Source organism: Mesorhizobium sp. IMUNJ 23033, from assembly GCF_044778005.1.
GTDB lineage: Bacteria > Pseudomonadota > Alphaproteobacteria > Rhizobiales > Rhizobiaceae > Mesorhizobium > Mesorhizobium amorphae_A.
This window is the reverse complement of the sequence record NZ_JBJACT010000037.1, coordinates 1-13682: the sequence shown is the minus strand read 5'-3', so window position 1 is coordinate 13682 and position 13682 is coordinate 1. Positions and strand designations below refer to the sequence as shown.

Annotated in this window: 14 protein-coding genes; 11 read left to right on the top strand and 3 right to left on the bottom strand. The window is 62.5% G+C overall.

The window, feature by feature from the left end; translation table 11 throughout:
- Positions 1-113: 113 nt before the first annotated feature.
- The 11 genes from ACFX5Q_RS29870 (at position 114) to ACFX5Q_RS29820 (ending at position 10525) form a co-directional block, all read left to right on the top strand.
- A complete protein-coding gene (locus tag ACFX5Q_RS29870; protein ID WP_404283663.1) occupies positions 114-647 on the top strand; it encodes a TetR/AcrR family transcriptional regulator in 534 nt (177 codons plus the stop codon).
- Positions 648-825: 178 nt separating this feature from the next.
- Complete coding sequence (locus tag ACFX5Q_RS29865) at positions 826-1614, top strand: 3-hydroxybutyrate dehydrogenase (protein WP_404283661.1); 789 nt, start codon at positions 826-828, stop codon at positions 1612-1614.
- A gap of 350 nt (positions 1615-1964) precedes the next feature.
- Positions 1965-2783 (top strand): chromate resistance protein ChrB domain-containing protein, encoded by an 819-nt coding sequence (locus tag ACFX5Q_RS29860; protein ID WP_404283659.1) that lies wholly within the window; start codon positions 1965-1967, stop codon positions 2781-2783.
- The gene (chrA, locus tag ACFX5Q_RS29855; protein ID WP_404283657.1) at positions 2780-4165 is read left to right on the top strand and encodes a chromate efflux transporter; all 1386 of its coding nucleotides are present in this window, start codon (positions 2780-2782) and stop codon (positions 4163-4165) included. Before ACFX5Q_RS29860 ends, chrA begins: the two co-directional genes overlap by 4 nt.
- Before the next feature lie 170 nt (positions 4166-4335).
- Positions 4336-5220, top strand: a complete 885-nt coding sequence (locus ACFX5Q_RS29850; protein WP_404283655.1) for a dihydrodipicolinate synthase family protein — start codon at positions 4336-4338, stop codon at positions 5218-5220.
- Between the two features lie 18 nt (positions 5221-5238).
- Positions 5239-5898 (top strand): GntR family transcriptional regulator, encoded by a 660-nt coding sequence (locus tag ACFX5Q_RS29845; RefSeq protein WP_404283653.1) that lies wholly within the window; start codon positions 5239-5241, stop codon positions 5896-5898.
- A 62-nt stretch (positions 5899-5960) separates the two neighbouring features.
- A complete protein-coding gene (locus tag ACFX5Q_RS29840) occupies positions 5961-7298 on the top strand; it encodes an ABC transporter substrate-binding protein (RefSeq protein WP_404283651.1) in 1338 nt (445 codons plus the stop codon).
- Positions 7299-7342: 44 nt separating this feature from the next.
- Positions 7343-8236 carry a carbohydrate ABC transporter permease gene (locus ACFX5Q_RS29835; RefSeq protein WP_404283730.1) on the top strand — a complete coding sequence of 298 codons (894 nt, stop codon included), beginning with the start codon at positions 7343-7345 and terminating at the stop codon, positions 8234-8236.
- Positions 8237-9058: a carbohydrate ABC transporter permease gene (locus ACFX5Q_RS29830; protein WP_404283649.1), complete on the top strand. Its 822-nt coding sequence runs from the start codon at positions 8237-8239 to the stop codon at positions 9056-9058. It begins immediately after the preceding gene.
- Between the two features lie 41 nt (positions 9059-9099).
- Positions 9100-10158: an ABC transporter ATP-binding protein gene (locus ACFX5Q_RS29825; RefSeq protein ID WP_404283647.1), complete on the top strand. Its 1059-nt coding sequence runs from the start codon at positions 9100-9102 to the stop codon at positions 10156-10158.
- Positions 10159-10234: 76 nt separating this feature from the next.
- Positions 10235-10525, top strand: a complete 291-nt coding sequence (locus ACFX5Q_RS29820) for a hypothetical protein (RefSeq protein ID WP_404283729.1) — start codon at positions 10235-10237, stop codon at positions 10523-10525.
- A gap of 326 nt (positions 10526-10851) precedes the next feature.
- Here ACFX5Q_RS29820 and ACFX5Q_RS29815 read toward each other — a convergent pair whose 3' ends face one another.
- The 3 genes from ACFX5Q_RS29815 to ACFX5Q_RS29805 form a co-directional block, all read right to left on the bottom strand.
- A complete protein-coding gene (locus tag ACFX5Q_RS29815) occupies positions 10852-11922 on the bottom strand; it encodes an adenylate/guanylate cyclase domain-containing protein (protein ID WP_404283646.1) in 1071 nt (356 codons plus the stop codon).
- 3 nt (positions 11923-11925) lie between these two features.
- Complete coding sequence (locus tag ACFX5Q_RS29810; RefSeq protein WP_404283644.1) at positions 11926-12417, bottom strand: Rab family GTPase; 492 nt, start codon at positions 12415-12417, stop codon at positions 11926-11928.
- A gap of 16 nt (positions 12418-12433) precedes the next feature.
- Positions 12434-13682 (bottom strand): OmpA family protein (locus tag ACFX5Q_RS29805; RefSeq protein ID WP_404283642.1); only part of this gene is annotated, 1249 nt, incomplete at its 5' end.

Below are 13682 nucleotides of genomic sequence, written 5' to 3'. Positions count from 1 at the left end.
CGATCCCGGGACAGATATTCTTCTCATGTCCCGATTTCAAATGATGGCGATCTTACTGTACCGTCTGGACGGTCTTGTCAATTCCACATAGGCTAATGTAAGGGGAGGCGCCGATGAAAACCCGCAGAGCAAATTCCCGCGACAAGATACTCGCCGCCGCCGCCGAGGTGGCGCGGGAGACCGGTCCCGGCAGCCTGTCGCTTGACGCCGTCGCCAGCCGCGCCGGCGTGTCGAAGGGCGGCCTGCTCTACAATTTCCCGACCAAGGCAAAACTGATGCAGGGCCTGGTGGAGGACTATCTGCGCGAATTCAAGCAGGCGCTGGAGTCCCGCGCGACCGACAACGGCGGCGAAAGCCGGCTTGCGGCCTATATCAGGCTTTCGGCCGATGATTGCGAGGAGCCGAAACCCTCGGCGTCCTGGATTTTTTCGGCAATCGCCGAGGATCCCGATTTCATGACGCCGATAAAAACCTTCAAGCAGCAGCTGTTCGAGCGGCTGAAGGGTGAGACGCCCGATATCAAGGCGCTGCTGGTCTGCTTTCTCGCCATAGAAGGGCTTCGCAGCATGAATCTGTTCGATTCCGACGTGCTCTCGCAGGATGAGCGCCGGCTGCTGGTAGCGTCGCTGCTGGAGATTGCAAAATGAGTTGTCGCGCCCACTGAGGTCGGGCTCAGGTTCAACCGAACGCAACCGCCGGTCGAAATCGCACACCAGCTTCATCGTCGCGACATAGCGGGCCGCAAGGTCGACATATGGCTCTGGCATTGTCATGCTGCAATGCACAAGTATGATCGTACCTCCTCCCACTTCTCGCGAGATCCCCATGGGTTTGCTGTCTTCGAAAAACGCCCTCGTCACTGGCTCGACCAGCGGTATCGGCCTGGCCATCGCTCGCGCCTTCGCAGCCGAAGGCGTCAACATCACCATCAACGGGCTGGGCGACGCCGCGGCAATCGAGCAGGAGCGAACCGGCATCGAGAAGGATTTCGGCGTCAAGTGCCGCTATTCCGGCGCCAACATGATGGACGGCGCGGCGGTGCGCGCCATGGTGCGCGAGGCCGAGGAAGCCTTCGGGAGCCTCGACATCCTGGTCAACAATGCCGGCATCCAGCATGTGGCGCCGATCGAGGAGTTTCCCGACGACAAGTGGGAAGCCATCATCCGCATCAATTTGCTGGCGGCCTTCTATGCGATCAAGGCCGCACTGCCCGGCATGAAGGCGCGTAAATGGGGCCGCATCATCAACACGGCTTCCGCGCATGCGCTGGTCGCCTCGCCGTTCAAGTCGGCCTACGTCTCGGCCAAGCACGGCATAGCCGGCTTGACCAAGACGGTGGCGCTGGAAGCGGCGCAGGACGGTGTCACCGTCAATGCGATCGCTCCCGGCTATGTCTGGACACCGCTGGTTGAAAAGCAGATCCCCGATACGATGAAGGCGCGCGGCATGACCGAGGAACAGGTCAAGCACGACGTGCTGCTCGCGGCCCAGCCGACCAAGGAGTTCGTCACCGTCGAGGAACTTGCCGCACTGGCGCTGTTCCTGTGCTCGGACGCGGCCAGGCAGATCACCGGCACGACCTTGCCGATGGATGGCGGCTGGACGGCGCAGTAGGCGCTGCGGCAGGAGTTCCGGTTTTTCGCGGACCCGTGCAGGCGCGGCCGGCGTCGTTAGAGCGCGCCATGCAGCCTTCCTTCTTCAGCCCTTCCATGGTCACGACGTCGGCGATCAAACACGTCAGAGAACCGGCCCACGAGCGCCGGCTGAAGGCACTGCGTATCGCTGCAGCATAACTCTATTGTGACGGCGTTCGGGAATGACGCGCATGGCCGCCGCCAGCTGCTGCTTTCTTGACAAAGGCCGGCGATCGTTCCAGCATTGTGGCAAGGGGTTCATCGCGATGACCCCGTGAGGCGTCAGCCCAACGATCGCGTCCAAGCTCTCTTTTCCTGGAGGTGGACGCCATGCCGTCAACAACCGCAATCACCGTAGCGCAACTCTCCCGTCTCGTCGGCCTGCCCGACGCGCCCGATCTCGTCGACGTGCGTATCGATGAGGATTTTGAAGCCGATCCGCGCCTGCTGCCGGCGTCGTGCCGGCGCGATTTCAGGACCGTCTCGACCTGGGCGGCCGACTTCGCTGGGCGCCGGGTCGTCGTCATCTGTCAAAGAGGGCAAAAGCTCTCGCAAGGCGTCGCCGCATGGCTGCGCCATGAAGGCATCACCGCGGAATCGCTGGAAGGCGGCTTCGAGGCCTGGGTCGCGGCCAAGGCGCCTCTCGTCAAGGCAGACGCGCTGCCCCCGCACGACGACAAGGGCCGCACGGTGTGGGTGACGCGCGCCCGGCCCAAGGTCGACCGTATAGCCTGCCCCTGGCTGATCCGCCGCTTCGTCGATCCTTCGGCGGTGTTCCTGTTCATCGAACCAGCCGAAGTGCTGGCAGCGGCCGATCGCTTTTCGGCGGTGCCCTTCGACATCGACGACGTGTTCTGGAGCCATCGCGGCGAGCGCTGCACCTTTGACACGATGATCGAAGAGTTCGGATTGCGGTCGGAGGCGCTCGATCGCCTCGCTCTGATCGTGCGCGCCGCCGATACAGCGCGCCTCGAGCTCGTTCCGCAGGCGGCGGGGTTCCTCGCCGCGTCGCTCGGCCTGTCACGCATGTTCCGCGACGATCTCGAACAGCTCGAGGCCGGCATGCTGCTCTATGACGCTTTTTTCAGGTGGTGCCGCGACGCCACGGAAGAGACGCACAACTGGCCGAGCGGGAGCAAAGCGCCATGAGCTCCCTTGGCGCGGACAATGAGGCCGAGGCCGAGCAGCCCCTGGCCGTGCCGACCTTCAGGGAAGCGGTGCGGCTGTGGGCAAAGATCGGCCTGCTCTCGTTCGGCGGGCCGGCCGGCCAGATCGCCCTGATGCACAAGGAGCTGGTCGAGGAGCGCCGCTGGATCGGCGAGCAGCGCTTTCTGCATGCGCTCAACTACTGCATGCTGCTGCCCGGTCCGGAGGCACAGCAGCTCGCCATCTATATCGGCTGGCTGCTGCACCGGACCCTCGGCGGCCTTGTCGCCGGCACCTTGTTCGTGCTGCCGGGCGCCATCGTCATGCTGGGCCTGAGCAGCTTCTACATGCTCTACAATGACGCGCCGGTCGTCGAGGCGCTGTTCTTCGGCGTCAAGGCGGCGGTGCTGGCCGTCGTCGTCGAGGCCGTCATCCGCATCGGCAAGCGGGCACTGAAGAACCGGGTGATGGTGGCGATCGCGACCGCCGCCTTCCTTGCCATCTATGTGGTCAAGCTGCCGTTTCCGCTCATCATCCTGGCAGCCGGGCTGACCGGCTGGATCGGCAATCGCTTTGCGCCGGTGCCGTTTTCCGGAGCGGCGCACGGCAAGGGCAACGCGCCTGACATTCGGGGAGTGGTCGATCTGATGTTCGAGCGCGGCGAGCTCGACCATACAAGGCCAACGAGATGGCACGCGCCGCGCACCGTCGCAACCTGGCTGCCGATCTGGCTCGGTCCGGTGGCGCTGATCGCAGCTCTGACTGGCTCGACCAGCGTCTGGACGCAGCTTGGTAGTTTCTTCAGCGTCATGGCGGTCGTCACCTTCGGCGGCGCCTACGCGGTTCTCGCCTATGTTGCGCAAGCGGCTGTCACCTCTTTCGGCTGGCTGGCGCCCGGCGAAATGGTTGACGGTCTCGGCCTCGCCGAAACGACGCCCGGGCCGCTCATCCTGGTGCTGCAGTTCGTCGGCTTCGTCGCCGCCTACCGCCACGCCGGCGCGATGAGCCCGCTCATCGCCGGATCGCTCGGATCGCTGCTGACGCTGTGGGTAACTTTCGTGCCGTGCTTCTTCTGGATATTCCTCGGCGCGCCCTACATCGAGCAGTTGCGGCAGAACAAGGCGCTGTCAGCGGCGCTCGGCGCGATCACCGCGGCCGTCGTCGGCGTGGTGATGAACCTTGCCTTGTGGTTCGCACTGCATGTCGTCTTTGGCCAGGTGCGCAGCGTCGGCCTCGGGATGGAGATACCGGTGCTGTCCTCGCTGGACTGGCGTGCCGCACTGCTGGCCGCCGCCGCGATAGTCGCCATGCTCAGGCTGAAGATCGGCATGCTGCCGACATTGGCCGGATCGGCGCTGGCCGGATTGGTGCTGCAGGCACTGTGAAGCCTGGCCCTTGAGGGCGTCACATCACTCTTGCCTGCAAGGCCGTGGATGCGCTCGCCGTCGCGTCGCGTCGCAGCGCATCGTTTCGAAAAATGCGCATCGCCCCTGTTTACAACTGACATGTTAGTCTGATATCACTGCCTGCAGATTGATTTCTGGAGAGCATTCTGGTGGCTTCGCGCTTTGGTCTTTCGGTTGCGCTTGCAACGCCCTTTCATGCGTCCGGGCAGATCGCGGTTCCCGCCATGGTCGCGCAGGCCAAGGCTTGCCTTGGCGCCGGCTGCAGCAGCGCGACGCTGTTCGGCACCACCGGCGAGGGCGCTTCCCTGGGCACCGAAGAGCGGCGGACGATCATCGAGGCCATGCTCGCCGCCGGCATCCCGGCGCGCCAGCTGGTCGCCGGCGTACTGGTCGACGCGGCCGAGGATGCGGCCGAACAGGCGCGTCATGCCCTGCAGCGCGGCGCCCGCAACATCCTTCTCGCGCCGCCTAGCTACTTCAAGAATGTCGGCGAGGACGGGCTGTTCGGATGGTTCGCCGCGGTCTTTGCCGCGCTCGGCCCGCTGGCGCGCGATGTCCTGCTCTACAACATCCCTTCCGTCACCATGGTGCAGCTGCCGCTTGGCCTGATCGGCCGGCTGCGCGCCGCCTTTCCGGCCGTGGTCGCCGGGGTCAAGGACTCAGGCGGCGACTGGAGCTACAGCGAGGCGCTGCTTGCCGCCCATGGCGACCTGGTGATCCTGATCGGCGACGAGCGGCATCTGGCGAGAAGCGTGCGCCAGGGCGGGCAGGGCGCCATTTCCGGCATGGCCAATTTCGTCACCGGCGAAATCCGCGCCATGGCCGTGGACGGCCGCGACGATGCCCGCGTCGAAAATTTCGTGCTCGAATTGCTCAAATATCCGGTCACGCCGGCGGTGAAGGTGATGGTGGCGCGCAAGACCGGCGACGACGGCTGGCTGGCGGTCCGCCCACCGCTGGAGCCGATCGCCGCGCAGGGGCGGCAGCAGCTTGCCGCCGCCTATGACCGGCTGTTTGCGACAGAGCCGGCCTGACCGGCAAGGATGCGCTGAATGGACGACACCAGCGAACCGGGAACCCTCAGGGAAAAGGCCTATGCCAGCTTCACGCGGCATCTCCTGGCGCGTGACCTCAGGCCCGGGCAGTTCGTGTCGCAGCGCGAGCTGGTCGCCTTCACCGGGCTGCCGCTTGGCGCCATTCGCGAGATCGTGCCGCGCCTCGAGGCCGAGGGGCTGCTGACGACCATTCCGCAGCGCGGCATGCAGATCGCGCATATCGACATCAACCTGATCCGCGAAGCCTTCCAGTTCCGCCTGTTCATGGAGCGCGAGGCGGTGGCGCTGTTCACGGTCAATGCTGCCGACGCCGAGCTCGCCCGGCTCAGGCGTGAGCACGAGGAGATGCTGGCCCACGCTTTGGCACAGGCCGCGACGCCTGAGATGGAAGCAAAAGCGCAGACCATCGACTGGGCTATGCACGACACTTTCATCGACGCGCTCGACAACGAGATCATCGCCAAGGCCTATCTGGTCAATTCGGTGAAGATCCGGCTGATCCACCAGGAGCGTTTCCGCATCGACGGCCGCGTCGTGCCGGTCATGCGCGAGCACCTTACGGTGATCGAAGCCATGGAAAGCCGCAATCCGCAGAAGGCGGTCGAGGCGATCAGCCAGCATATCGACAATGCACGCCGGCTGGCGCTGCAAATCTGAGGAAGCATGAGCCGCGCCGCAACCGCGGCGCAACCCACAACGACAGCAACCGGGAGGAAGAAATGTCGTCCAATCTGTTCAACCCAACCAGGAGGCAACTCCTCGCAGGAACCGCGGCTCTCGCCGCCGCCGGCCTTGCCGGCCTTCGTCCGAGCTTTGCCGCCGGCGTCGACTGGAAGCGCTTTGCCGGCACGACGCTCGACGTCAATCTGGTGAAGAGCCCGCGCAGCGACACGCTGATAAAGTATCTCGCCGAGTTCGAGGAACTGACCGGCATCAAGGTCAATGCCGAGGCGACGCCCGAGCAGCAGCAGCGCCAGAAGACGGTGATCGAGCTCAGCTCCGGCAGACCGAGCTTCGACGTCGTGCATCTGAGCTACCATGTGCAGAAGCGGCAGTTCGAGAAGGGCGGCTGGCTGGCCGACATCTCCGGCTATCTCGCTGACGCCACGCTCACCGATCCGGCGCTGGTCGAAAGCGACTTCGCCGATGCCGGCATGGTGTTCGCCAAGGACGGACAGGGCGTGCTGCGCTCGCTGCCTTTCTCGGTCGATTACTGGATCCTCTACTGGAACAAGGAACTGTTCGAAGCCAAAGGGCTCAAATACCCCGAAACCTTCGAGCAACTGGTGGCCGCCGCCGAGGCGCTGACCGACCCGTCGACCAACACCTATGGCTTCGTCGCCCGCGGGCTCAAGAACGCCAACACGCCGGTGTGGACGTCGCTGATGCTCGGCTACGACATGACGCCGCTCGATGCCCAGGGCAAGCTGCGCACCACCTCGCCGGAGGCGATCGAGGCCGCCAGCCTCTATCAGCGGCTGATGACCAAGGCTGCTCCTCCCGGCGTCACCGGCTTCAACTGGGCCGAAGCCCAGTCCGCCTTCCTGCAAGGCAAGATCGGCATGTGGTTCGACGGCGTCGGCTTTGCCCCGCCGATGGAGAACCCCGAGAAGTCGCGGGTGGTCGGCAAGGTTGGCTATGGCGTCATGCCCAAGGGCCCCAAGGCGCATGCCTCGGGCACGTTCGGCGACGGCATCGGCGTGACGGCGGCGAGCGAGAAGAAGGAGGCCGCCTATCTGTTCTGCCAGTGGGCGGTGTCGCCGGCCATGGGCGCGCGCCTGCTGCAGGCTGGCGCTGGCGTGCCGTTCCGCAAGTCGGTGCTGGAAGATCCCAAGGTGCGCGAGGGCGTCACCATGCCGGCGAGCTGGCTGGATGCCGTGGTCGGCTCCGGCAATGTCAGCCGGCTGGCGCTGCCGGTCATCATCCCGGTCACCGAGTTCCGCGATACCTTTGGCGTGGCACTGAGCAACATGATCGCCGGCGCCGATCCGGCCGAAGAGCTGAAGAAGGCCACCGAGCAATTCCAGCCGGTTCTCGACAGGAGCGAGCAGGGCTGATGTCCGCAACCACCCCAGAACAGGCCGGGGTAACGATCGAAGCCATGGACGGGAGCCAGACGGTACGGCTGGCTCCCAACTACTGGCCCTTCGTCGTGCCGGCACTCGTCGTCGTCGGCGCCGTGATTGTTTTTCCCTGGGCCTTCACGCTGTGGATGAGCGTCAACAGCTGGACGCTCGGCCAGTCGCGGAGCTTTGCCGGCGCGGAAAACTATCTGCGCCTGGCGAGCGATCCGCGCTTCTGGGAATCGCTGTGGCACACCTTGACCTACACGTTCCTGTCGGTCGTCGCGCCGATGTTCTTCGGCACCGTCGCCGCCCTGATCTTCGACGCGAAGTTTCCGCTGCGCGGCCTGCTGCGCGGCGTCTTCGTGATGCCGATGATGGCGACGCCGGTTGCCGTGGCGCTGGTCTGGACGATGATGTTCCATCCGCAGCTCGGCGTGCTCAACTACCTTCTGTCGCTGGTCGGCATCCCGGCGCAGGAATGGATCTTCAACGCCAACACCGTCATCCCTTCGCTGGTCGCGGTCGAGACCTGGCAGTGGACGCCGCTGGTGATGCTGATCGTGCTGGGCGGGCTGGCCTCGGTGCCGCGCGAACCGTTCGAAAGTGCGGAGATCGACGGTGCCAATGCCTGGCAGCAGTTCCGCTACCTAACCTTGCCGATGATCGCGCCGTTCCTGATGATTGCGATGATCATCCGTACCATCGATGCGCTGAAGAGCTTCGACATTATCTATGCCATGACCCAGGGCGGGCCGGGCACGGCGTCGGAGACCATCAACATCTATCTCTACAACACCGCCTTCTCCTACTACGACATCGGCTACGGCTCGGCCATGGCCGTGGTGTTCTTCATCGTCATCGTGGCGCTGTCCTTCATCCTGTTGATGCTGCGCCAGCGTTCGCAATGGATCGATCAGGAGGGCAAATAGATGAGCTCACGACTGCTCAACCAGATTGGGCTGTTCTTCGCGGCCCTGGTCATCGTCTCGCCGGCGATCCTGTTCTTCCTCTGGATGATCTCACTGTCGCTGAAATTCGAGATCGACAACGGCGCCTATCCGCCGATCCTGATCCCTGAACATCTCGCCTGGTCGAACTATGCAAAGGTGTTCGAGGAAAACAACTTCCTGCTCTATTTCTGGAATTCGGTCCTGGTGACCGGCACGGCGACGCTGCTGGCGCTGCTGATCGGCGTGCCGGCCGGCTACGGCATCGCCCGGCTCAAGGCCGAACGGTCGGCCGTCGTCATCATGATCGCCCGCATGACGCCGGGGCTTTCCTATCTGATCCCGCTGTTCCTGCTGTTCCAGTGGATCGGCATCCTCGGCACGCTTTGGCCGCAGATCATCATCCATCTGGTGGTGACCGTGCCGATCGTCGTCTGGGTGATGATCGGCTATTTCGAGACGACGCCAATGGAGCTGGAGGAAGCGGCCAACATCGATGGCGCCAGCTCCTGGCAGGTGTTCCGGCTGGTCGCGCTGCCGATCGCCAAGCCGGGCATCGTCGTCGCCTTCATCCTGTCGGTGATCTTCTCGTGGAACAATTTCGTCTTCGGCGTGGTACTCGCCAGCCGCGAGACGCGGACCTTGCCGGTCGCCGTCTACAACATGCTTTCCTACGAGCAGGTGAGTTGGGGACCGCTGGCCGCCGCAGCACTGGTGGTGACGCTGCCGGTGCTGGTGCTGACCATGTTCGCGCAAAGGCAGATCGTCGCGGGGCTGACCGCCGGCGCCGTCAAGGGTGGCTAAGGCGTGGCCCGAGCGGACATTACTCTTTCTGGAGGAATCCAATGGCATCGGTAACCATCAACAATGTGCAGAAGGCTTTCGGAGCCACGCGGATCATCCACGACGTCAGCGTCGATATCGCCGATGGCGAGTTCGTCATCCTGGTCGGGCCGTCGGGCTGTGGAAAATCGACGCTGTTGCGCATGATCGCCGGGCTGGAGACCATCTCGGGCGGCAAGATCGCCATCGGCGAGCGCACCGTCAACAATCTCAGGGCGCGGGACCGCAACATCGCCATGGTGTTCCAGAACTACGCGCTCTATCCGCATATGACGGTGGCCGACAATATGGGCTTTGCGCTCAAGATCAAGAAAGCCGATCCGGCCGACACCGCCGGGCGTGTCAAAAGGGCGGCAAACATTCTCGGGCTGGAGAAGCTGCTCGACCGTTTTCCGCGCCAGCTTTCCGGCGGCCAGCGCCAGCGCGTCGCCATGGGCCGCGCCATCGTGCGTGACCCGCAGGTGTTCCTATTCGACGAACCGCTCAGCAATCTCGACGCCAAGCTGCGCGTCCAGATGCGCGGCGAGATCAAGGCGTTGCACCAGCGGCTGGGCACCACCACGATCTATGTCACGCATGACCAGATCGAGGCCATGACCATGGCCGACAAGATCGTCGTGCTGCATGACGGCCTCGTCGAGCAGATCGGCGCGCCGCTCGACCTCTACGACCGGCCGGCCAATCTGTTCGTCGCCGGCTTCATCGGCTCGCCGTCGATGAACTTCATTGCCGGCCGCATCGAGGAAGGCATCTTCCGCAGCAACGGCGGACTTACCCTGCCGCTGCCGGAAGGCATCCACCCGGCGCACGCCACAGGCGGCGAACTCATCTACGGCATTCGTCCCGAACATATCCGCGCGAAAGCCCAGGGCATCTCCGGCACGGTCGCGCTTCTGGAAGCGACCGGTTCGGAGATATTCGCCAAGGTCGACTGCGCCGGTGAGGAGATCTCCTGCCTGTTCCGCGAGCGGCTGGCGCTGAAGCAGGGCGAGACGGTGCGGATCGAGGTCGACCGCAGCTGCGCGCATCTGTTCGACGCCAAGACCGGGCGGCGTATCTGATCGGGACGGCCGAAATATCTTGCCGTTTTCTAGGACCGGTCCATATTCATCGATGGGGAGTTCCGTTGTATTGGCCATGAAAAGTCTGTCGATCGCCTTTCTTGCCGGGATGGCAGTTTGTGTCGCGAGTGTCGCCGATGCGCGACCGGACACACGCGCGATGACCTGCGAACAGACGCAGGCCCTGATCAAAAGCCATCGCTCGGCGGTTCTGACCACCGGCCGCAACACCTACGATCGATACGTCCGCCAATTCGGCAACGAATGCGACTGGCCGGACGTGCCGAGCGCTGCGTCGGTCCCGACACGCGACGGTCAATGCCGTGTCTATCGCTGTCAGGAACCGACCTTCAATCGATCCCCTTGAGGTTCGCCTCACCCTCGTGCATGGCGCGTCCATTTCGCAGCTATTTCAGACCCAATTTCATCACCTTCGTTTTCCTCTCGCTGTACCTGGTCGGCGAGGAGTTCGACATCCACCTTGCCGAGCCACGGTCGCCTTGCTCGCCGGCTGCCCGCCAAACGCGGTTCGCGCCGCACTTGCGAGCCTCCTGCAAACGTTTCGCTATCAATAGCCAATTGCATGCCGCTGCCGGTAGAAAACGCCTTTTGGCGGTCGCTCGGTGGGTCGACTGCACCTCTGCCGACATTCGAAACCAATGCGCTCCAGGGTCGTCACCGCCAAGCGGCAAATCAGGCCGGGAGCCGCCACATTCGCACACGACCTGCACCACGCAATTCCGTTTCATCGAGTGGGTCGCAAGCAAAATTTGGTCCGAGCAGTTGGTGCGTTGCATCCGAAATACGGATTTCATCGGGCTCCGCGGACGTTTGAATACGTGAGGCGAGATTAACGGTCTCACCCCACAGGTCATAGGCGAACCGCCTCTTGCCTATGACGCCAGCGACGATTGGTCCTGAGTGAATTCCAATTCTGAGTCTTATCGGTTCTCCTGCGAAGCGTTCGCGCTTAACCGCCTTCCGCAGCTCAACTGCATAGTGCGCGAGGGCCTTTGCATGATCGGATCGCGCGGTGGGCAGGCCAGCGACCACCATCACACAATCGCCGATTGTCTTGATCTTTTCGCAGCCATATCGTTCAGAGAGCCGATCCGCCGCCTTGAAGAAGTAATTCAAAATAGCGAGCGTCGTCACGGCTCCGACGTTCCGCGCTCGTTCCGTAAAACCCACGATGTCGGCAAAAAGCACACTCACCTCTGCGTGGTTGTCAGCAATTTTTTTGTGCGCTTTTAACCGCTCCGCGATCGACGCCGGAAGAATGTTGAGGAGCAGGGTTTCGGCGCGCTGGTACTCACGCGCCAATCCCTCCTGGCTCTTCCTCAACGCCTCGTTCGTCGATTGTAATTTCTCGTTGAGTTGACGCTCCCTCTCTTGCAGGAGCGTCATTTCATAAGCCTTCTGTTGAAGCCGTTGCCTATTGTCGCGTTCGGCAGTGGCGTCCAGAAAGAGCAGCCACACGCAGGCATTGTCAGCAAAAAAATGAAGGTCCGCGACACGCCCGCTGGGCAGTTCGACCATGCCAATATGAAATGGAAGCTCCGGGCAAGGCAGCAAACCTTCCATGAATTCAAGCTGCTCGGCAACAGGCTTGCCAATGCGAAGCGATGAGAGTCCGTAATGTTCAACCTTACCGCCCTTCGCAGCTACGCAAAGCTGGGCGTCTATTTTCAGATAGGCGACAGAGTGCCCATTGTAGAAGAAATTGAAAATCCAACTTCTGACTTCTCTTGGCAATCCATGCATGGTCTATTTTGTGACCATTAAAGCAAGTTGACGAAATGCATCATCAACACGTTCACCCGAAAGCGCACTTGTTAGATAGATTTGCCATCCAAGTTGCCTGAGTTCGTTAATCTCACTATCCGATATCGCCCACCGATCGGCCAGATCGGATTTGTTGAACAGCAATACAAACGGCATAGCGCCGAATTCGGCCTCGGCCCGCTCGCGCAGCGTGAGCGCCACGGCAAGAGTAGCGGCGCGGGTTCCATCGACGACAAGCACGAGCCCGGCCGCACCCCGCACATAGCTGACGCGGAATGAGCCGATATCGTCTTCGCCGGCCAAATCCCACAAAATCAGATCCACGGTTTTGTCCGGGAGTGCGACACTCTTCTTGTCGATTTTCACTCCCACCGTGGTCAAGTAGGTATCTGAAAAGATGCTTTGCACAAACCTGCGAACCAGACTCGTCTTTCCGACAGCGAACCCGCCCAACATGCAGATCTTTTTTTGCAATATCCTAGGCTCCGCACTAGTCCAAGTTTACCGTAACCGAAACCCGGCGATTGGTGGAGCTACCAGTTCGACTATTTTCAGGCACTACCGGCTCAAAGGTGCCCGCGCCCCGAACCAGCAGCAGTTCCGGAGCGACGCCACGCTTGTTGAGAAGCGCACGAACTGTCTCGGCGCGGGCGGCACTGATCGACACGTTGGCCGTCTCACGGCCCGTGGCGTCCGAATGGCCGGTCAACATGAACCGCGCTGTTACGCCTGACTTGCGGGCATTTTTGGCGAATTCCTTTATTTGATCCGCCAATCTGTCGAGAGCCGGCATCTGCTCTGGTCCCGGCACAGCTTTGCCGGAATAGAAGAAAATATCGGTCGCCTGGATGGCCTCTCTCAAACGATTAAGTTCTGGAAGGTTCAGCTCACTCAGCTGCGAGACATCCAGAACCACTCCGTCCTCCGAAAGTTGTTCGGCGGCGGCCCGCGCCCGGTTGATCCAGGCGGCAGGAGCCTCACCCACGACAACGATGCGCCCCTGGACGATCGAAAGCCGAACCGATTTCGGCGGGGTCAGCGACGCCGTCAGCCGCTTCACCACGAACTTCGGATCAAGGCTCTGATAGAATTGCCACTGTGAATGAACGCGGGCAGGATCAACCTCCGTTCCAGACAGCAGAACTTGCGGGTCGGCGGCAAGCGGGTCTCTCAGGCCGGAAATGTAGAAATGTCCGCCCCTCGCCGTTTGTTGGGCGACGATGATTCCCGGTTGGGCCTCAAGTCGCGACACATAATACTGCCAGTGCTCCGCCGCGCGTGCTTCGGGGCTCACATCACGAACCTTGGAGATGTCGAATTCCGGTCCGCCTGCCGAAAGCTGTCGGGCCGCTGCGCGCGCCCGATCTATCCAGGTGTCGGGAGCCTCGCCCTCGGCAACGATGCGATCATTGACGATCGAAAGTCGTACTGTATCCGGCGGATACAGCGACGCCGTCAGCCGCTTCAACACGAACTCCGGCTCAAGGCTCTGATAGAATTTCCAGTCTGAATGAACCCGGGCGGGATCGACCTGCGTCCCAGACAACAGCGACTGCGGGTCGACGGCAAGCGGGTCTCTCAGGCCGGCAATATAGAATTGGCCATCGCGCATCTTTTGTTCGGCAACGATGATGCCCGGCTGGGTCCCCAGTCGCGACACATAGGCCTGCCAGCGTTCCGCCTCGCGTTCTTCGGGATCACGGACCCTGGAGATATCGAATGCCGGTCCGCCTGCCGAA

Excerpts from the sequence above, each read along its gene's own strand:
- ACFX5Q_RS29865 (WP_404283661.1), top strand. The coding sequence starts at position 826 with ATGGGTTTGCTGTCTTCGAAAAACGCCCTCGTCACTGGCTCGACCAGC.
- ACFX5Q_RS29870 (WP_404283663.1), top strand. The coding sequence starts at position 114 with ATGAAAACCCGCAGAGCAAATTCCCGCGACAAGATACTCGCCGCCGCC.
- ACFX5Q_RS29830 (WP_404283649.1), top strand. The coding sequence starts at position 8,237 with ATGAGCTCACGACTGCTCAACCAGATTGGGCTGTTCTTCGCGGCCCTG.
- ACFX5Q_RS29815 (WP_404283646.1), bottom strand. The coding sequence starts at position 11,922 with ATGCATGGATTGCCAAGAGAAGTCAGAAGTTGGATTTTCAATTTCTTC.
- ACFX5Q_RS29845 (WP_404283653.1), top strand. The coding sequence starts at position 5,239 with ATGGACGACACCAGCGAACCGGGAACCCTCAGGGAAAAGGCCTATGCC.
- ACFX5Q_RS29835 (WP_404283730.1), top strand. The coding sequence starts at position 7,343 with ATGGACGGGAGCCAGACGGTACGGCTGGCTCCCAACTACTGGCCCTTC.
- ACFX5Q_RS29840 (WP_404283651.1), top strand. The coding sequence starts at position 5,961 with ATGTCGTCCAATCTGTTCAACCCAACCAGGAGGCAACTCCTCGCAGGA.
- chrA (WP_404283657.1), top strand. The coding sequence starts at position 2,780 with ATGAGCTCCCTTGGCGCGGACAATGAGGCCGAGGCCGAGCAGCCCCTG.
- ACFX5Q_RS29820 (WP_404283729.1), top strand. The coding sequence starts at position 10,235 with ATGAAAAGTCTGTCGATCGCCTTTCTTGCCGGGATGGCAGTTTGTGTC.
- ACFX5Q_RS29860 (WP_404283659.1), top strand. The coding sequence starts at position 1,965 with ATGCCGTCAACAACCGCAATCACCGTAGCGCAACTCTCCCGTCTCGTC.
- ACFX5Q_RS29825 (WP_404283647.1), top strand. The coding sequence starts at position 9,100 with ATGGCATCGGTAACCATCAACAATGTGCAGAAGGCTTTCGGAGCCACG.